The following is an 18,161-nucleotide window of genomic DNA, read 5'->3' as shown; positions in this document are numbered from 1 at the left end:
TCCTGATGCAGTTAGAATCGAATTAACGCTGAGCCCCAGGTGAAACCACCGCCAAAGGCCTCAAGCAAAATTAACTGGCCGCGCTGAATACGACCATCGCGCACCGCTTCGTCCAGCGCGGACGGAACGGAAGCCGCCGAGGTGTTGCCGTGACGATCGAGCGTAACGACAACTTTTTCCATCCCCATGCCTAGCTTCTTGGCCGTCGCTGAAATAATGCGTAGGTTCGCCTGGTGGGGAACCAGCCAGTCCAGCTCGGACCTGTCGATACCGTTCGCCCCAAGCGTTTCGTCAACGATATGGGCCAGCTCCGTTACCGCGACTTTAAATACGTCGTTGCCCTTCATGGTCAAGAAATCGGGTTTGGAAGGATCTACGCGATCGTGGTTCGGCAGCGTCAACAGTTCGCCATAGCGGCCGTCGGCGTGAAGATGCGTCGAGATGATACCTGGCTCTTCGGACGCCCCGATAACCACGGCGCCCGCACCGTCGCCAAACAGAATAACCGTTCCGCGATCGGCTGGATCCAACGTGCGGCTAAGGGCGTCAGACCCCACAACCAGCGCGGTTTTTACAAAACCGGTTTTAATAAACTGATCGGCCACGCTCAGCGCATAGGCAAAGCCCGCGCAGGCGGCGGCGACGTCAAAGGCGGCCGCGTCTTTAATGCCTAGATAATTTTGAATCTCACAGGCCGCGCTTGGAAACGCATTGCTTGACGACGTAGTAGCAACAATAATCAGGCCGATATCGCTTTTATCGATACCCGCCATTTCGATTGCCTTATCTGCCGCGTGACACCCCATTGTCGCTACGGTTTCATCCGCCGCAGCAATATGACGCTGACGAATGCCGGTACGGGACACGATCCACTCGTCGCTGGTTTCCACCATCTGCTCTAAATCAGCATTGGTACGCACTTGTACAGGCAGGTAGCTGCCTGTACCGAGAATTTTTGTATACATGAAATGTCATTCACTCTTAGGTAATACCGCCTGAAGACGAGCGGCAATTTGCATGGGCACGCTGCGTTGCACGGCCTGTATGGCCTGCTCTATGGCTACAGCAAAAGCCTGTTGATTAGCCGCACCGTGACTTTTTATCACCGTACCGCGTAATCCTAACAGACAAGCCCCGTTATATCGATCGGGATTTAAGTGTCCGAAACGTTTAGATAAACGTTTTTTGAACCAATAGCTAAAGATCTTCATCCACCAGGTCGGCCTGCGCTTCCCCGATGAAAGTAAAGAAAGGAAGACTCGAATAACGCCTTCGAGCGTTTTCAGCGTTACGTTGCCGACAAAACCATCGCACACCAATACGTCGGTTTTCCCGGTTAAAAGATCGTTCCCCTCAAGGTAGCCGATATAGTTTATCTGCTGTGCATTCTTGAGTATAGCGGCGGCGGCCTGAATATTATCAAGACCTTTGGTCTCTTCTTCACCAATATTCAGCAGCGCAACGCGAGGATTATCGACCTGTAAAATCTCTTCCGCCATCACCGCGCCCATTACCGCAAACTGCACCAGCATGTCGCCGTCGCACTCTACGTTGGCGCCCAGGTCAAGAACCAGCGTTTTGCCGCCCTGCTGATTCGGAATCGCCGACACCAGCGCGGGGCGTTCTATGCCGTCAAGCGGCTTGAGCATAAGCTTTGCCAGCCCCATAAGCGCCCCGGTGTTGCCGGCACTGACGCACGCCATCGCCTCTCCGCTTTTCACTAAGTCCAAGGCAATGCGCATGGACGTCCCTCGACTATTGCGAATAGCCTGCGACGGCTTCGCGTCATTAGCCACCATGGACTCAGCGGGAATAATTTCAAGACGGGAAAGAACCTCGGACGAGGCGGATTTGAGCAGTGGCTCGATATCAGAAGAGAGACCAACCAACTTAATGATTAGTTCTGAATTAGAAGCCAATGCCTGCAAAGATGCAGGCACTGTGACGCAGGGACCGAAGTCCCCGCCCATAGCATCTAACGCAATGGTTAGACTTGCCAAGGTATCACCTAAAATTACTTAGCGATTACCTTGCGGCCACGGTAGTAACCGTTAGCGGTAACGTGGTGACGCAGGTGGGTTTCACCAGAAACTTTATCCACGGATACTGCAGCGGTAGTCAGTGCATCGTGAGAACGACGCATGCCACGTCTTGAACGGGTACTTTTGTTCTGTTGTACGGCCATCGACCTTACTCCTCGGTTACTTTTGCTTTAAACTGGCTAATACGGCAAATGGATTTGGCTTCTCCGCCTCGGGAGGCAGCTCGCCAAACGTCATTTCCGCGTCGGACACTTCACAGTGTTCATGTTCATGCACCGGCACGATCGGCAAAGACAGAATGAGTTCATCCTCTGTCAAAGCCAGCAGATCGATTTCGCCAAACTCATCGACGTCGACCGGCTCATAACCTGCCGGTAATGCTTCAGCCTGCTCATCATTTTTGACCGGACTGAAACAATACGTTGCCTGAACGGTGTATGCATAAGGCTGATTGCAGCGCTGACAGAGCAGCGTAACGGGAACCGTCGCCTTTCCGTTCAACACGACCAAGCGCTGATTATCGATAAAAAACGATAGCTCAGCCTCAATATCACCATCCACGCTCTCTACCGACTCGGCTAAACGCGTAGCCTGCTCTGCGGTATAAACACCGGCATAGTCTAGGCTTTTTTGAGCCGCGCGAAGCGAATCGATAGTTAAGGGTAATTTTACCTTTTGCATAGGGCGCGCATATTAACGTTGTCATGGCCTTTAGTCAAAGGAAAAGCGCGAGATGCGCGCTAAAAACGTGCTTTTTGACCTAAAGGGCTTTCAATAAGGCGCGTAGTTTAAGATAGACGACGTCGTTTCGCTACGTCTATTAATAGAAATCCCCTTTTCTTCTTTGTATGTTTACATTTTCTTTCACTATTTGTGCTCGATAAAATAAACCGGGTACACTGCCGCTTCTCACAACAGCTTTGGAAACGCTATGACTTCGCTCATCCTCGCCTCAACGTCGCCCTATCGCCAGTCCTTATTATCAAAGCTTGCGCTTCCCTTTACGGCGCTGGCTCCCGACGTTGACGAAACGCCGCTTTTGGGCGAATCCGCGGATGAACTCGTCGTCAGGCTGTCAAAGCTAAAAGCGCAGGCCGTTGCGCTTAAGCATCCGCAGTCGCTGGTGATTGGTTCCGATCAGGTTTGCGTGCTGAACGGGCAGATTGCAGGTAAGCCGCTCACGCGCGAAAACGCCGTGGCGCAGTTAACTCTGGCGAGCGGGAATGCCGTTACGTTTTATACCGGACTTTGCCTTTATATACCGCAGACAAAAACTTATCGGACGGTATGCGAACCGTTCATCGTCCACTTCCGTACGTTAAGTAAAGACGAAATAGAAGCCTACGTAGACAAAGAACAGCCGCTGTACTGCGCCGGCAGCTTTAAGTCGGAAGGTTTGGGCATTACGCTGTTCGAACGCTTGGAGGGCCGAGATCCCAATACGCTCGTCGGCCTGCCGCTGATTGCGCTGAATAGACTATTGCTGGAGGCCGGAGTAAATCCGCTGCTGAACAATAAGTGACATTGTCACCAATAAAAGGCCGCCTACGATAAAAGCAAAGGCGGCCCTTTTTCCTGCATTCAAACGCTATTTCGCGCCGCGCAAAACGGTCAAACAGCGGCGCAGCCTATCATCCATTGGCGCTTCAACGCGCATCGTCTCCCCCGTTGCCGGGTGTTCAAACCTTAGCGCCGCTGCGTGCAAAAACAGCCTGTCCAGGCCCGTCCCCGCAAGCTGCGCGTCAAATTCTCGATCGCCGTAACGGTCGTCAAATGCAATAGGATGCCCTGCGTGCAGCGCATGAACGCGAATCTGGTGGGTTCTTCCCGTCACAGGGCTGGCCTTGATAAGCGTCGCAAATGAAAAACGCTCTTCTACCTTAAAGCGCGTCTCTGAAGGCTTGCCTTCGGCATCAACTCGAACAATACGCTCTCCGCTTTGCAGCACGTTCTTAAGCAGCGGCGCCTGCACCACCTTACAATGGGACTGCCACTGCCCTCTGACCAGCGCCAGATAGTCCTTTTGCATGGTTTTAAGCCTGAGCTGTTCGTGAAGCGAACGCAGCGCAGAGCGCTTTTTCGCCACTAACAGCACCCCCGAGGTCTCTCTGTCGAGGCGGTGAACCAGTTCAAGAAAGCGCGCGTCCGGCCTTAGTGCACGAAGCCCTTCAATCGCGCCGAAGCTTAAGCCGCTGCCGCCGTGAACCGCCGTTCCGGAAGGTTTATTCAATACCAGCAGATGCTCATCTTCAAAAATGATGCAGTGCTCCAGCGCCGCGACCTTGTCCAATTTGGCTGAAACGACGTTTTCGACCTTCTCGGCCACTCTGACGGGCGGAATGCGCAGTATGTCTCCATCTTCCAACTTATACTCCGGCTTAATGCGCTTTTTGTTCACGCGCACTTCTCCCTTGCGCAGGATTCGGTAAATCATGCTCTTAGGGACGCCTTTAAGCTGGGCGATCAGGAAGTTATCGACCCGTTGACCGGCCGTATCGGCCGTTACGGTGACCATTTGTACTGTAGGTTGATGTGTTTTCATGGCGCAGAGTTTAACACGATCGTTTTTTGCTAAATATGCCTTGATGAAATTGTTTTGTGTCTACACTTAAGATAAGCCCCGTTTACGCCATCAAACGGTTTAAAACATGCTGTGGATAAAAAAATATCCTCCGTCGCCGAGGGCAATCGGCGTACGGTTTTCAACACCTTTTCCACAACATTATGCTTAAGTGCAAAAGTCACCTTGCCATAATGCCTTTGGCAGTTAATAATGTGGCTGATTTTCTGCCTTATTCACTCTGAACCAAGAGTAATAGGCAAAAAATGACATTTGCAGATAGCTCAAACGGTGCAGCAATGGCGTAAGACACGGTGAGTATCGGGCAATGAGCGGGCTGCTGCGAGCGGCTTGGATGGACACATAGAAAACCGGTTTGCACTGAGATGATTCAATATCGGTCGCCGATTTTCCTGATAAAAAGCGCCGTTTTTTGCAAAGCAGAAACGGGCTTACCGAGATAATGCGCCCCTGCGCAGGCGACAACCGTGAGGTTGACGATCCTGCTATAAGACTCGGGGCCGTCGGTTAATGCCATCTATTGACACCTCTCGCGCAGACTCAGTGGACAATAGAAAAATGAGTACTTTTTAATGAAAAGAATGTTGATTAACGCAACTCAACAGGAAGAGTTGCGCGTTGCTTTAGTTGATGGACAGCGTTTGTATGACTTAGATATTGAAAGTCCTGGCCATGAACAAAAAAAGGCAAATATTTACAAAGGAAAGATCACCCGCGTAGAGCAGAGCCTGGAAGCAGCCTTTGTTGACTACGGCGCAGAACGTCACGGTTTCCTCCCCTTTAAAGAAATTTCTCGCGAATACTTTTCCTCCGGCGTCGGCGGCCGTCCTAACATTAAGGATGCCGTTCACGTAGGTCAGGAAGTCATCGTTCAGGTCGATAAAGAAGAGCGCGGCAATAAGGGCGCCGCGCTGACAACCTTTATCAGCCTGGCGGGCAGCTATCTGGTTCTGATGCCGAACAACCCTCGCGCCGGCGGCATCTCCCGTCGTATCGAAGGTGAAGATCGCCAAGAGCTTAAGGAAGCGCTGGACTCGCTGGAAATTCCTGACGGCATGGGGCTTATCGTCCGTACCGCCGGCGTTGGGAAATCCGCCGAAGCCCTTCAGTGGGATCTCTCCTTCCGCTTAAAGCATTGGGAAGCCATCAAGAAAGCGGCCGAAAGCCGTCCTGCTCCATTCCTGATTCACCAGGAGAGCAACGTCATCGTTCGCGCTTTCCGCGATTACCTTCGTCCCGATATCGGCGAGATCCTGATCGATAACATCAAAATTCTCGACTTGGCCAAAGAGCACATCGCTGCGCTAGGCCGTCCGGACTTCAGCAGCAAGATTAAGCCCTATACCGGTGAAATCCCGCTGTTTAGCCATTACCAAATCGAATCCCAGATTGAGTCTGCCTTCCAGCGCGAAGTGCGCCTGCCTTCCGGCGGCTCAATCGTTATTGACACCACCGAGGCGCTGACCGCCATCGACATCAACTCCGCTCGCTCTACCCGCGGCGGCGATATTGAAGAGACGGCGTTCAACACCAACCTCGAAGCCGCGGACGAAATTGCGCGTCAGCTGCGCCTTCGTGACCTGGGCGGCCTTATCGTCATCGACTTTATCGACATGACGCCGGTTCGCCATCAGCGTGAAGTGGAAAACCGCCTGCGCGACGCCGTTCGTCAGGACCGCGCCCGCATTCAGATTGGCCGCATTTCTCGCTTTGGCCTGCTGGAGATGTCCCGCCAGCGCTTGAGCCCGTCGCTGGGCGAATCCAGCCATCATATCTGCCCTCGCTGCAGCGGCACCGGTACGGTTCGCGACAACGAATCGCTCTCTCTGTCCATCCTTCGCCTGATTGAAGAAGAGGCGCTGAAGGACAACACCAGAGAAGTCGATGCGATTGTCCCTGTTCCTATCGCCTCTTACCTGCTTAACGAGAAGCGCGAAGCCATTAACGCCATTGAACGCCGCTCCGGCGGTAAAGTACGCGTTGTGGTCGTTCCCAACGACAACATGGAAACGCCGCACTACGAAGTTATCCGTAAGAAGCCGGGTGAAGAAAGCCAGGTGCTTAGCTACATGCTGCCTCAGCTGCACGAAAGTGAAATCGAGTCGGAAGAGGAAGTTTATCACGAGCGAAAAGCGCCCGAGCAGCCTGCTCTGGCCAGTTTCTCCATGCCTGCTGACAGCGCGCCTCTAGAAGAAACCAAGGCTCTGCCTGCTCCCGTCAGTACGGCTGCGACAGCGCCTGCCGCACCAGGGCTGCTTAGCCGCCTTGTTAGCGGACTGAAGAACCTGCTTGCCTCTCCGGAACCGACTAAACCGGTAGTCGAAGAGACAAAAGAAAAGTCTTCATCCGAGAGGCCGGATCGCCGAAATAATCGCCGCAGCGGCGGACGTAAAGAGCGCGGTGAACGTACCGAGCGCACTGACCGCAACTCCGAGCGCCAAACTCGTGAAGCTGGTCAGGAATCTCGCCGCAATAACCGTCAAGCGCAAAGTCAGGATGCCGCAACTGAAGGCAGTGCTGATAACCGCCGCGAAACCCGCGCCGAGCGTCAACGTCGCCGTAACGAAGAAAAACGCCAACAGCAGGCTGTAAATCAGCAAAACGACGCCATCGTTGAAAGCGCAGCGGAAGACGCCGTCGCAGAAGAAGAGAAGCCCGTTCCGACCCAGCGCCGCCAGCGCCGCCAGATGTCGCAAAAAGTTCGCACTGCGACTCAGGGCGAACGCAGCGCAGACGCCGTCGAAAGTACCGCTGCGCCAGTACCGCCGACCGAGAAAGAAGAAATCAAGCTTCTGCATCAGGCTAACGTAGCTCAGGAAAACGGCGTCGCATCAGAAAACGCTGAAAAGAATGGCTTTACCAATAACGGCGGTGAAAACAACGGCATGCCTCGTCGTTCTCGCCGTTCGCCTCGCCACCTGCGCGTCAGCGGGCAGCGTCGCCGTCGCTATCGCGATGAGAAGTACCCAACCGTATCAGCGATGCCTTTAGCTGCTGCCGTTGCTTCTCCCGAGCTTGCGTCAGGTAAGGTGTTTATCAACTATGCGGCAATCGCCGCCGCTCAGGCCGCCCTACAGGAAGACGCCGTTCAGGCTGAAGTTCAGAGCGACGTTCAAGAGCAGGTAGTCGTTTCCAGCGTCATTATCGCTGAAGGCGTGCAGCAGCCGGAAGTCGTTGAGTCTCCGATAGCTGAGGTCGCTGCGATTCCGGCGGTAGAAGCCGTAGCGGCAGCGCCTGAAGTGGTTGAAGCAGTGATTCAGCCTTCCGCTGAGCCGGTTGAGGCTGAAGCTGAAGCCGTTGCCGTACAGCAGGAAGAAACCGTTCACGTTCAACAAGAATCAACGCCGGACGTTCTGACCTCGATTGAAACGCCTGCGCCGATCCGCGTAGAAACCATTCAACCGGCTAGCCATGCCTACGGCGCGTCCGCTTCTGCGCCCGCCGCCAAGCCAGTCATGCCGGAAGAAACGGCTGAACCCGTGGTTCAGGAAGCGGCTCCAAAGCCGTTTGAAGAGCCCGCAGTTCAGGCTGCTACTGTGGTAGAACAAACCGTGCGCGAGCAAAACGTCTCCAGCGCTCCGGCCTTTAAGCCTGCTGCTGTACCGATGGACGACGCGGAGCCCGCTCCCGTAGCGCAAGCGCCTGTCGTTTCTGCCGTTTCAACCGACGCCTCGGCGCAGAACGCCAAAGGTTCTGCAGGCGGCCATTCGGCAACCAGCCATGCGGCTGCCCCGGCGGCAAGGCCTGCTCCCATTGACGACTAACCGTCAATAACACAAAAAACCCGCCGTTTGGCGGGTTTTTTTATGGTTCGCTTTAAGCGCCCGGCCAATATAAACGGCCAGGCTTGGAGAAATTCAGTACACTTTATGCATCAGGTTAATAACCAAAGACTCAACCTTACCTTTCGTGAACTGCGCAAACGAGGTGAAGTGCTCAGACTGGCTGTGCAGATCTAACGCTTCCTGTGACGCCCAGCGTTCAATAAAGACGTACACCATGGGATTTTGATTATCCTGATGCAGGTCGTACTGGTGACAGCCCTCTTCAGCCCTGCTGCTGTCAACGATCTTTTTCAATGCTTCCACTAAAGGCGCCTGAAAGTCGCTCTTAATCGTCAACGTAGCCACAATGGTAATTTCACTCATTATTGATTTTTCCTTTGCCGTAAAAAGTGTACTTTCGGTATTCTCTCCTCTAACGAACTTTTTAGCCAGCCTCTTAAACTTCATCTTTCACACTATTTTTACTTAATCGGCCATTTTTCTTTATGCGGATAAAAGCGTTGACACTTCGCCCTTAATCCAGTTAACTAGTACACAAATACTCCCAGAGAGATACGCTCATGATGACAATGACTACAGCTGCAACACGCCCCCTCTCGGCCAAGACGTTAATCTGGTGGCCAGACAAGCCTTAACGGCGGGTCGGCTTTCTGCTGTAAAAAGAACGCCTATAGCCCGCAGCCTGCGGGCTTTTTAGTGCCCGCCGTTCGGTAAGTTTGATAAAAACGCAAAACAAATACGGTGATAAGACGCTATGCCAATACAGAAACCCGCTTTACAGATCGTCACGGTAGAGACGCCCTACCGAAACGATCCCACGGCCATATTCAGCCAGCTCTGCCATCAACGCCCGGCCACGCTGCTGCTCGAGTCCGCAGAGATAGACAGCAAGCAAAATCTGAAAAGCCTTTTGGTTATCGACAGCGCGCTGCGCATTACCGCTGACGGGCATCGCGTAACGCTGCAAGCATTGACGGAAAACGGCGACCGCCTGCTCACGCTGTTAGACGAGCGGCTATCGAGCGACGTAGCCCATAGAAGCGGCCCACGATTCAGAGAGTTGGTTTATTCTCCCCCTGACGCCGCACAGGATGAAGACGCGCGCCTGAAGGCAAGCTCCGTCTTTGACGCCCTACGTCAGCTCTTATCGCTGCTTGAGGTCCCCGCAGATCAGAAAGAGGCCATGCTGATAGGCGGGCTGTTTGCCTACGATCTGGTCGCCGGTTTTGAAGACCTGCCCCAGCTTAAAAGCGATCGCAACTGCCCGGACTACTGCTTTTATCTGGCCGAGACGTTATTGATCCTCGATCACCAAAACCGCGAATCGCGCCTGCAGGCCAGCCTGTTCGTCCCCCACCGGGACGATGCCGAAAGAAGGCGCCTGAAGGCTCGCTTAAGCGAGCTTCAAACCCAGCTCCTTGAACCGCCGTCAGACATTCACGCCGTCGCGCTCGAAAGCATGCAGCTTGACTGCGATCGCAGCGATGAAGACTACGGCCGAATCGTTCAGGAGCTACAGGAGTCCATCCGCCAGGGCGATATTTTTCAGGTTGTTCCTTCCCGGCGCTTCACGCTTCCCTGTCCTTCGCCTTTAGCCGCCTATCAGACGTTAAAAGAGAATAATCCCAGCCCCTACATGTTTTTCATGCAGGATGACGACTTTACGCTGTTTGGCGCATCTCCCGAAAGCGCCTTGAAATACGACGCAGAAAGCCGCCAGATTGAGATCTACCCCATTGCCGGCACGCGCCCGCGCGGCCGCCTTCCCGACGGCTCGCTGGATAAGGATCTGGACAGCCGCTACGAACTCGACATGCGTACCGATCATAAGGAGCTGGCGGAACACATCATGCTGGTCGACTTGGCGCGCAACGATCTGGCCCGCATCTGCGAACCAGGCAGCCGCTACGTCGCCGACTTGACCAAGGTTGACCGCTACTCTTTCGTTATGCACTTGGTATCGCGCGTTGTCGGAACCCTTCGGCGCGATCTGGATGCGCTGCACGCCTATCAGGCCTGTATGAACATGGGAACGCTGAGCGGTGCGCCAAAGGTTAAGGCTATGCAGCTTATTGCACAGTATGAAGGCGTGCGCCGCGGCAGCTATGGCGGCGCCGTGGGCTATTTTACCGCTCACGGCTCTCTTGATACCTGTATCGTTATCCGTTCGGCCTACGTTGAAGACGGCATCGCCACCATTCAGGCCGGCGCGGGCGTCGTTTTGGATTCAAATCCCCAGTCCGAAGCCGATGAAACGCGCAATAAGGCCCGAGCGGTGCTGCGCGCTATCGCCAGCGCCCATCAGGTTAAGGAGATTTTCTAATGGCCGATATTTTACTTCTCGACAACGTCGACTCGTTTACCTACAACCTCGTCGATCAGCTTAGAGTCAGCGGGCACCGCGTCACCGTGTACCGTAACCACCTGCCCGCCGAGTTTATTCTCCAGCGGATGAGCGATATGAAAAAGCCTATCCTGCTGCTTTCTCCTGGCCCTGGTAAGCCTTCCGAGGCGGGCTGTATGCCGGAGCTGCTGCAAAGGCTAAAGGGGAAAGTGCCGATTATCGGCATCTGTCTGGGCCATCAGGCGATTGTTGAAGCCTATGGCGGAACCGTAGGCCAGGCGGGCGAAATTCTGCACGGCAAGTCCTCCCCCGTAACGCATGACGGACAGGCTATGTTTGCCGGGCTGCCTTCCCCGCTGCCCGTCGCCCGCTATCACTCTTTGGTCGGAAGCCAGCTTCCCGATGAGCTTATCGTCAACGCACACTATCAGCAGATGGTGATGGCCGTTCGACACGACGCCCATCGCGTTTGTGGGTTTCAGTTCCATCCGGAGTCCATTTTGACCACCCAGGGCGCAAAGCTGCTGGACCAAACGTTGGCCTGGGCCGAATCGTAGGAGGCGAGATCAAAGCGGCTATTTTTTATTATAAAAAGATTGACAACGCCCCTTCAAACTAGTTAACTAGTACACAGAAACGCAGCGCACTATTTGCAACAGGCTGTTCGTAAACACCTCGTAAACATATAGGTACTTATGATGACAATACAAACTCAATTAACCCTTTGGTGGCGACCTCTCCTTTAGCGGGCGGTCTACTTGCACCTGTTTGTCATCAAACAACGCAATAACCAAGAAGCCCGCGCCCTGCGGGCTTTTTTGTGGGCGCTCCCCACAGTGCGTAAAGAACATAACTTAGAGCGGCGAAAGAAAATGCAAACACAAGACATCAAGCAGTCAATCCTTAATAAGCTTTACGGCGCACAGGCGCTCACTCAGCAAGAAAGTCAGGCATTGTTCAGCGCCATCGCCAGGGGAGAACTGGAGTCGTCGCAGCTGGCCGCCGCGCTGATCAGCATGAAAGTCCGCGGGGAGACGCCGGACGAAATCGCAGGCGCGGCATCCGCATTTTTAGCCGATGCTCAACCCTTTCCTCGCCCAGATTACGACTTCGCCGACATCGTAGGTACCGGCGGTGACGGAACCAATAGCATCAATATTTCCACTGCCAGCGCCTTCGTAGCGGCCTCCTGCGGCATCAAGATCGCCAAGCACGGCAACCGCAGCGTATCAAGCCGTTCGGGCTCCTCTGATCTGCTGGCGGCAATGGGCATCAGGCTTGACCTGCCGGCCGAAACGTCCCGCAAGGCGCTGGACGACCTCGGCGTTTGCTTCCTGTTCGCGCCGCAGTATCACGCCGGCTTTCGCCACGCAATGCCGGTGCGTCAGCAGCTTAAAACCCGCACGCTGTTCAACGTATTAGGGCCGCTTATCAACCCTGCCCGCCCGAAAAAAGCCCTGATCGGCGTCTATAGCCCCGAGCTGGTTCGCCCTATCGCCGAAGCGCTGCGAGTGCTGGGCTACGAACAGGCGGCCGTCGTGCACGGCGGCGGCATGGACGAAGTCGCCATCCACGCGCCTACGGAGGTCGCGGAACTGCGTGACGGCGAAATCAGCGTTTACAGTCTGGATCACCGCGATTTCGGCCTGAATAAATACGCACTGTCCTCACTGGAAGGCGGGACGCCGGATGAAAACCGCGATATTCTGTCTAGACTGTTACAGGGAAAAGGCGAAGTGGCTCACGCCAGCGCGGTTGCCGCCAACGTCGCCGTGCTGATGCGGCTGTTTGGCCAGGAATGCCTGAAAGAAAACGCGCAAAGAGCAATGGACATCATTCACAGCGGCGTAGCCTATGACCGCGTTCAGGCTCTCGCGGCAAGAGGATAAATCATGCAGGAAACCGTATTAGCGCGCATCGTTCAAGACAAGCAACAGTGGGTTGATGAACGCCGCCAAAAGCAGCCGTTAGAAAGCTTTAAAAGTAAAATATCGCCCAGCGAGCGCAGCTTTTATCAGGCGCTGACCGATGACAAAACGGTCTTTATTTTGGAATGCAAAAAGGCATCGCCGTCAAAGGGGCTGATTCGCTCGCACTTTGACCCTCGCGCCATTGCCGAAAGCTATCGCCCTTTTGCCTCCGCTATTTCCGTCTTAACCGACGAAAAGTACTTTCAGGGCAGCTTTGACTACCTGACGATAGTAAGCCAGCAGGTGCATCAGCCCGTGCTGTGCAAAGACTTTATCATTGACGCCTACCAGATTTATCTGGCGCGCTTTTACCGTGCGGACGCCATTTTACTCATGCTGTCGGTGCTAAATGACGAACGGTATCAGGAACTGGCCGCCGTTGCCCACTCGCTAAATATGGGCGTACTGACCGAAGCCAGCAACGAAGAGGAACTGGAGAGAGCTATCGCCCTCAACGCGAAGGTCGTCGGCATCAACAATCGCGATCTGCGGGATCTCTCCATCGACCTCAACCGTACCAGAACAATGGCGCCCAGGCTGCCATCTTCAACCATCGTCATCAGCGAATCCGGTATTCATACCTATGGTCAGGTGCGGGAGCTGAGTCAATATGCCAACGGGTTTCTCATTGGCAGCGCGCTGATGTCTGAACCCGATTTGGATCTGGCGGTCCGTCGCGTCGTTTTCGGCGATAACAAAGTGTGCGGATTAACCCGACCGGAAGACGCCGAAGCCGCTTATCGCGCCGGCGCGGTCTACGGTGGATTAATTTTTGTGGGCAAATCGCCCCGCTATATCGATCTGGCTCAGGCGCAAAAAGTGGTTCACGCCGCGCCTCTGCGCTGGGTCGGCGTATTTTGCAACGCCAAGCCGGAAACCGTTTGTTTGGCGGTCGAGCGCCTTAATCTCAGCGCCGTCCAGCTTCACGGCCAGGAAGATGACGCTTATATCGCCCTTTTACGCCAACGCCTTCCCGGCGGCTGTGAAATCTGGCAGGCCAGAAGCGTCGGCGAGCGTATTCCTAAACTCGATACGCCGCACGTCGACCGTTACCTGCTGGACAACGGCGCGGGCGGCTCCGGGCAAACCTTCGACTGGTCGCTTTTAGCCGGCGCCGCGCTTGAGAACGCCATGCTGGCCGGCGGATTGACGCCGGACAACGCACAACAGGCCGCAGGGCTTGGCTGTCGGGGGCTAGACTTCAATTCCGGGCTGGAAAGCGAACCAGGAAAAAAATGCAACGATAAGGTTCGCGCGGCGTTTTCTACCCTACGCCAATACTAAATTCGTTTATTACACAATAATTCAATTCGTGACGTCCCTGATGTCGGCAACAAAAGGATATAACATGACATTGCTTAACCCTTACTTCGGCGAATTTGGCGGAATGTACGTTCCACAAATATTAATGCCGGCGCTACAGCAGCTCGAACAGGCCTTCGTCAGCGCGCAGAGCGATCCCGGCTTTCAGCGGGAATTCCACGACCTGTTGACGAACTACGCGGGGCGCCCCACGCCGCTAACTCTGTGCCGCAACCTGACCGCTGGCACCAAGACGAAGCTATACCTCAAGCGCGAAGATCTGCTGCACGGCGGCGCCCATAAAACCAACCAGGTGCTCGGCCAGGCGCTGTTAGCCAAAAGAATGGGTAAAACGGAAATTATCGCCGAAACCGGCGCCGGCCAGCACGGCGTGGCGGCCGCTCTCGCCAGCGCGCTGCTGGGCCTGAAGTGCCGGGTGTACATGGGTGCGAAAGACGTCCAGCGCCAGTCGCCGAACGTCTTCAGAATGCGTCTGATGGGCGCTGAAGTTATTCCGGTTCACAGCGGTTCATCCACCCTTAAGGATGCCTGTAACGAGGCGCTGAGAGACTGGTCCGCCAACTACGACAAGGCGCACTACCTGCTCGGCACCGCCGCCGGTCCTCACCCGTTTCCTACCATCGTGCGGGAATTCCAGCGCATGATCGGAGAGGAAACCAAAGCGCAGATGAAAGAAAGAGAAGACTGCCTGCCCGATGCGGTGCTGGCCTGCATCGGCGGAGGTTCTAACGCTATCGGCATGTTCGCCGACTTTATCAACGAGCCGGGAGTGCGCCTTATCGGCGTTGAGCCAGCGGGGCTTGGCATCGAAACAGGTCAACACGGCGCGCCCTTGAAACACGGTCGCGTAGGCATCTATTTCGGCATGAAGTCGCCGATGATGCAGACCGACGAGGGGCAAATCGAAGAGTCTTACTCTATCTCTGCGGGGCTGGACTTCCCGTCCGTCGGGCCGCAGCACGCCTACCTCAACAGCATCGGGCGTGCGGAATACGTTTCCATTACCGACGACGAAGCGCTGGACGCTTTCAAACAGCTTTCGCGCCACGAGGGCATCATTCCTGCGCTGGAGTCCTCCCACGCGCTGGCCTACGCGCTGAAGATGATTGCGGCCGAACCGCAAAAAGAACAAATCCTGGTGGTTAACCTGTCCGGCCGGGGAGACAAAGACATATTTACCGTTCACGATATTTTAAAAGCGCGGGGAGAGATCTGATGGAACGTTATCAACGCCTGTTTAACCAATTGGAAGCCAACGGAGAAGGCGCATTTGTTCCCTTCGTCACGCTGGGCGATCCAAACCCCGAGCTGTCGCTAAAGATTATTGATACCCTGATTGACGCAGGCGCCGACGCGCTGGAACTCGGGATCCCGTTTTCCGACCCGCTAGCGGACGGCCCCACCATTCAAAACGCCACTCTGCGCGCCTTTGCCTCAGGAGTGACACCGTCACTTTGCTTTGACCTGTTGGCAAAAATACGCGCCCGTCACCCCAATATTCCGATCGGCCTGCTGATGTACGCAAACCTGGTTTTCACCCGAGGGATCGACGAGTTTTACGCCCGCTGCGCCGCGGTTGGCGTAGACTCCGTACTGGTTGCCGACGTGCCTTTCGAAGAGTCAGAGCCGTTTCGCACCGCAGCGCTACGCCACGGCGTAGCACCGATCTTTATCTGTCCGCCTAACGCTAACGACGACCTTCTGCGCCAAATAGCCACCCACGGCCGGGGCTATACCTATCTGCTCTCCCGAGCCGGCGTTACGGGCGCAGAAAACAAGGCCCATCAGCCGCTTGAGCACCTGATAAACCGGCTTAAAGAGTACAACGCCGCCCCAGCCATTCAAGGGTTCGGCATTTCCGAGCCGTCTCAGGTTAAGGCCTCCATCGACAGCGGCGCTGCGGGTGCGATATCGGGCTCGGCTATCGTAAAAATTATTGAGGAGCTCAGCGCCAAGCCGGATGAGATGCTCAACAGGCTGGCCGAGTTTGTAAGAAACATGAAGGCAGCAACTAAAAGGTAATTCATTCAAGAAGCCATAATGCAAAACGGGCGCCTATAACGGCGCCCGTCGTCTAGCAATCGGAAATTATTCACTCACTACTGCGCCCACCGGCAGCACAAAGCTGAACTCGCTGCCCTTGCCCGGCTGGCTTTCAATCTCCAGCCGAGAATCGTGATGGTTGAGCGCGTGTTTAACAATCGCCAGCCCCAGCCCGCTGCCGCCTGTCTGCCTGGAGCGGGAAGGATCGACCCGGTAGAACCGCTCCGTCAGGTGGGAAAGATGTTGCCGCTCAATGCCCGGCCCATTGTCTTTTACGCTAAAGCGCGCGCCTTTGGGCGTCAACGCCCAGTCGACCTGAACGGCCGTTCCTTCCGGCGTATGGTTAATCGCGTTATACACCAGGTTAGACATCGCGCTGTAAAGCTGCTCCTGATTGCCGTAAACGTACAGCCCCGGCGTAACGTTGAAGTTAAGCTTATGCTTACCGCCGCTTAGCACTTCTCCTTCGCGCAGCAGCGTATCCAGCAGCGCCGGAACGTTAATCTTTTCATTCGATACGTGGCGCGGCGCGGCTTCAATGCGCGACAGGGTCAACAGCTGATTGACCAGCTGGTCCATGCGCTCGGTCTGCCCCTTCATGCTGGCCACGGCGCGCTGGCGAATTTCAGGACGCGTATCTTCATCGTCCAGCATTTCCAGATAGCCTCTAAGCACCGTCAGCGGGGTTTTCAACTCGTGGCTGGCATTGGTGAAAAACTTGCGCCTCACCTCTTCCAATTGTCGCACCTGCGACACGTCGCGCGCTGAAATCAGTATTTGTCCTTCATCATAGGGCACCGCGCGAAACTCAATGTGGCTGCCGTTGTTGAACTGAAGGGTCAGCGGTTCGCCGAACTGCCGCTGATTAATAAAGTCGGTAAACTGCGGATAGCGGATCAGGTTAAGAATGTGCTGGCCGTTGTCCTCCGGCCAGCGAAAGCCCAGCATGCTTTGCGCCAGGCGGTTACACCAAAAGATATGGCCGCTTTCCGTACTGAGCACCACCGCGTCCGGCAGCGATTCCGCGCCGCTGCGAAAGCGCTTGATAAGCGAAGTCAATTCTCGCCGACGCTGGCGGTTGCGGTGCTGCATCTGATACAGGCCGTAAAACAGCGGCTCCCAGCTTCCTCTTCCCGACGGCGGCATGATGCTGCGATCCAACCACAGCCAGTGAGAAAGCTTCAGCAGGTTGTAAAAGTGCCAGCACAGCGCGGCGCTGACGGAAATCAGCAACAGCAGCGTCAAATGGCCGATAAAAATGCTTAACAGCAGCGCGGGAAGACAAAAGAGAAACAGCTCTAAAATGATTTTTTTCCACGACAGGCGTTCTAACACTGGCAGTTTCCTAATTAAAAGCGCGTTGAAAAACGGTAGCCGGAACCGCGTACGGTCTGCAGCATCTTATCATAGCCGCTGCCCTCCAGCGTCTTACGCAGTCGACGAATAAACACGTCTACCGTTCTGTCCTCAACGTAAACGTTGGTGCCCCATACCTGATTTAGCAGCTGTTCGCGGCTGTAAACCCGTTCCGGATGGCTCATAAAAAAGTGAAGCAGCTTGTACTCCGTCGGTCCCATATCGAGCGGCACGTCGTCCGCCATGACTCGATGAGAAGACGGATCGAGCACCAGGCCGCTAAACGTCAGCTGCTCGTGTTCCGTCATCGGCGACGTTCTGCGCATCACCGCCTTCATGCGGGCCATCAGCTCTTTGGGCGAAAACGGCTTGGTCACATAGTCATCAGCGCCGGACTCAAGCCCCTGCACCCTGTCGTCCTCTTCGCTGCGCGCGGTCAGCATGATGATAGGAATATCTTTGGTCAGCGCTTCGCGCTTCATCGACTTGATAAACTGTATGCCGGAACCGCCCGGCAACATCCAGTCCAGCAATACCAGATCGGGATACGGCTCTTTTAACTGCGCCTGCGCGCTGGCCAGGTCCCCCGCTTCTATCGTCTGATAATCGTGCTGTTCCAGCACAAGAGAGATCATTTCCCTGATAGGCGCTTCGTCTTCAACGATCAGTATGCGTTTCATCATCGGCGTTAGGCTCTTTCGCTGTAGATCTTTATTG

General features: G+C 55.0%; 15 protein-coding genes, 2 pseudogenes and 1 other annotated feature. Of the genes and pseudogenes, 8 read left to right on the top strand and 9 right to left on the bottom strand.

Annotation, left to right across the window (positions count from 1 at the left end):
• Positions 1-11 precede the first annotated feature (11 nt).
• From V8L73_RS09060 to yceD, 4 genes are read right to left on the bottom strand one after another with little or no spacing between them, the layout of a single operon-like run.
• Positions 12-965: a beta-ketoacyl-ACP synthase III gene (locus V8L73_RS09060; RefSeq protein ID WP_027273277.1), complete on the bottom strand. Its 954-nt coding sequence runs from the start codon at positions 963-965 to the stop codon at positions 12-14.
• Between the two features lie 6 nt (positions 966-971).
• Positions 972-2,000 carry a phosphate acyltransferase PlsX gene (gene plsX / locus V8L73_RS09055; RefSeq protein WP_261831011.1) on the bottom strand — a complete coding sequence of 343 codons (1,029 nt, stop codon included), beginning with the start codon at positions 1,998-2,000 and terminating at the stop codon, positions 972-974.
• A 14-nt stretch (positions 2,001-2,014) separates the two neighbouring features.
• Positions 2,015-2,185 carry a 50S ribosomal protein L32 gene (gene rpmF, locus V8L73_RS09050; RefSeq protein ID WP_071783248.1) on the bottom strand — a complete coding sequence of 57 codons (171 nt, stop codon included), beginning with the start codon at positions 2,183-2,185 and terminating at the stop codon, positions 2,015-2,017.
• A 16-nt stretch (positions 2,186-2,201) separates the two neighbouring features.
• On the bottom strand, positions 2,202-2,723 hold the full coding sequence (gene yceD / locus V8L73_RS09045) for a 23S rRNA accumulation protein YceD (protein WP_027273279.1): 522 nt from the start codon (positions 2,721-2,723) through the stop codon (positions 2,202-2,204).
• 250 nt (positions 2,724-2,973) lie between these two features.
• On the opposite strand from yceD, the gene V8L73_RS09040 reads away from it, so the two are divergent.
• The gene (locus tag V8L73_RS09040; protein WP_347254681.1) at positions 2,974-3,564 is read left to right on the top strand and encodes a Maf family protein; all 591 of its coding nucleotides are present in this window, start codon (positions 2,974-2,976) and stop codon (positions 3,562-3,564) included.
• A gap of 66 nt (positions 3,565-3,630) precedes the next feature.
• On the opposite strand, the gene rluC is transcribed toward V8L73_RS09040, so the two are convergent.
• Both rluC and V8L73_RS09030 read right to left on the bottom strand, forming a co-directional pair.
• Entirely contained in the window at positions 3,631-4,584 is a 954-nt protein-coding gene (rluC, locus tag V8L73_RS09035) for a 23S rRNA pseudouridine(955/2504/2580) synthase RluC (RefSeq protein ID WP_027273281.1), read from the bottom strand.
• Between the two features lie 409 nt (positions 4,585-4,993).
• The gene (locus tag V8L73_RS09030; RefSeq protein ID WP_154656326.1) at positions 4,994-5,140 is read right to left on the bottom strand and encodes a hypothetical protein; all 147 of its coding nucleotides are present in this window, start codon (positions 5,138-5,140) and stop codon (positions 4,994-4,996) included.
• Positions 5,141-5,195: 55 nt separating this feature from the next.
• Between V8L73_RS09030 and rne the strand changes: the two genes are divergently transcribed.
• On the top strand, positions 5,196-8,387 hold the full coding sequence (gene rne, locus V8L73_RS09025; RefSeq protein ID WP_347254680.1) for a ribonuclease E: 3,192 nt from the start codon (positions 5,196-5,198) through the stop codon (positions 8,385-8,387).
• A 93-nt stretch (positions 8,388-8,480) separates the two neighbouring features.
• On the opposite strand, the gene V8L73_RS09020 is transcribed toward rne, so the two are convergent.
• Positions 8,481-8,771 (bottom strand): putative quinol monooxygenase, encoded by a 291-nt coding sequence (locus tag V8L73_RS09020; protein ID WP_027273283.1) that lies wholly within the window; start codon positions 8,769-8,771, stop codon positions 8,481-8,483.
• Positions 8,772-9,162: 391 nt separating this feature from the next.
• Between V8L73_RS09020 and V8L73_RS09015 the strand changes: the two genes are divergently transcribed.
• The 6 genes and pseudogenes from V8L73_RS09015 to trpA all read left to right on the top strand — a co-directional run bounded on the left by V8L73_RS09015 (position 9,163) and on the right by trpA (position 16,067).
• Complete coding sequence (locus V8L73_RS09015) at positions 9,163-10,731, top strand: anthranilate synthase component 1 (RefSeq protein ID WP_347254679.1); 1,569 nt, start codon at positions 9,163-9,165, stop codon at positions 10,729-10,731.
• Positions 10,731-11,303, top strand: a pseudogene (locus V8L73_RS09010) (glutamine amidotransferase-related protein); the annotation flags it as partial. The gene V8L73_RS09015 and the pseudogene V8L73_RS09010, both read left to right, overlap by 1 nt.
• A gap of 168 nt (positions 11,304-11,471) precedes the next feature.
• Positions 11,472-11,574 (top strand) — a sequence feature (Trp leader region).
• Positions 11,575-11,645: 71 nt separating this feature from the next.
• Positions 11,646-12,641, top strand: a pseudogene (gene trpD / locus V8L73_RS19865) (anthranilate phosphoribosyltransferase); the annotation flags it as partial.
• Positions 12,642-12,644: 3 nt separating this feature from the next.
• The gene (trpCF, locus tag V8L73_RS19860; protein WP_422655615.1) at positions 12,645-14,006 is read left to right on the top strand and encodes a bifunctional indole-3-glycerol-phosphate synthase TrpC/phosphoribosylanthranilate isomerase TrpF; all 1,362 of its coding nucleotides are present in this window, start codon (positions 12,645-12,647) and stop codon (positions 14,004-14,006) included.
• Positions 14,007-14,070: 64 nt separating this feature from the next.
• The gene (gene trpB, locus V8L73_RS09000) at positions 14,071-15,261 is read left to right on the top strand and encodes a tryptophan synthase subunit beta (RefSeq protein WP_261831015.1); all 1,191 of its coding nucleotides are present in this window, start codon (positions 14,071-14,073) and stop codon (positions 15,259-15,261) included.
• Complete coding sequence (gene trpA, locus V8L73_RS08995; protein ID WP_347254678.1) at positions 15,261-16,067, top strand: tryptophan synthase subunit alpha; 807 nt, start codon at positions 15,261-15,263, stop codon at positions 16,065-16,067. Before trpB ends, trpA begins: the two co-directional genes overlap by 1 nt.
• A 66-nt stretch (positions 16,068-16,133) precedes the next feature.
• On the opposite strand, the gene phoR is transcribed toward trpA, so the two are convergent.
• Positions 16,134-17,423 carry a phosphate regulon sensor histidine kinase PhoR gene (gene phoR, locus V8L73_RS08990; RefSeq protein ID WP_347254677.1) on the bottom strand — a complete coding sequence of 430 codons (1,290 nt, stop codon included), beginning with the start codon at positions 17,421-17,423 and terminating at the stop codon, positions 16,134-16,136.
• 14 nt (positions 17,424-17,437) lie between these two features.
• Positions 17,438-18,127, bottom strand: a complete 690-nt coding sequence (gene phoB, locus V8L73_RS08985; RefSeq protein WP_347254676.1) for a phosphate regulon transcriptional regulator PhoB — start codon at positions 18,125-18,127, stop codon at positions 17,438-17,440.
• Between the last annotated feature and the right edge of the window lie 34 nt (positions 18,128-18,161).

Source organism: Leminorella grimontii (assembly GCF_039789245.1).
GTDB lineage: Bacteria > Pseudomonadota > Gammaproteobacteria > Enterobacterales > Enterobacteriaceae > Leminorella > Leminorella grimontii.
This window is presented reverse-complemented; position numbering and strand designations above follow the sequence as displayed.

What these genes read in the sequence shown, in the direction of transcription:
- rne (WP_347254680.1), top strand. Translation starts at nt 5,196, where the DNA reads ATGAAAAGAATGTTGATTAACGCAACTCAACAGGAAGAGTTGCGCGTT.
- V8L73_RS09020 (WP_027273283.1), bottom strand. Translation starts at nt 8,771, where the DNA reads ATGAGTGAAATTACCATTGTGGCTACGTTGACGATTAAGAGCGACTTT.
- V8L73_RS09040 (WP_347254681.1), top strand. Translation starts at nt 2,974, where the DNA reads ATGACTTCGCTCATCCTCGCCTCAACGTCGCCCTATCGCCAGTCCTTA.
- V8L73_RS09015 (WP_347254679.1), top strand. Translation starts at nt 9,163, where the DNA reads ATGCCAATACAGAAACCCGCTTTACAGATCGTCACGGTAGAGACGCCC.
- trpA (WP_347254678.1), top strand. Translation starts at nt 15,261, where the DNA reads ATGGAACGTTATCAACGCCTGTTTAACCAATTGGAAGCCAACGGAGAA.
- phoB (WP_347254676.1), bottom strand. Translation starts at nt 18,127, where the DNA reads ATGATGAAACGCATACTGATCGTTGAAGACGAAGCGCCTATCAGGGAA.
- yceD (WP_027273279.1), bottom strand. Translation starts at nt 2,723, where the DNA reads ATGCAAAAGGTAAAATTACCCTTAACTATCGATTCGCTTCGCGCGGCT.
- trpCF (WP_422655615.1), top strand. Translation starts at nt 12,645, where the DNA reads ATGCAGGAAACCGTATTAGCGCGCATCGTTCAAGACAAGCAACAGTGG.
- V8L73_RS09030 (WP_154656326.1), bottom strand. Translation starts at nt 5,140, where the DNA reads ATGGCATTAACCGACGGCCCCGAGTCTTATAGCAGGATCGTCAACCTC.
- V8L73_RS09060 (WP_027273277.1), bottom strand. Translation starts at nt 965, where the DNA reads ATGTATACAAAAATTCTCGGTACAGGCAGCTACCTGCCTGTACAAGTG.
- rluC (WP_027273281.1), bottom strand. Translation starts at nt 4,584, where the DNA reads ATGAAAACACATCAACCTACAGTACAAATGGTCACCGTAACGGCCGAT.
- rpmF (WP_071783248.1), bottom strand. Translation starts at nt 2,185, where the DNA reads ATGGCCGTACAACAGAACAAAAGTACCCGTTCAAGACGTGGCATGCGT.
- trpB (WP_261831015.1), top strand. Translation starts at nt 14,071, where the DNA reads ATGACATTGCTTAACCCTTACTTCGGCGAATTTGGCGGAATGTACGTT.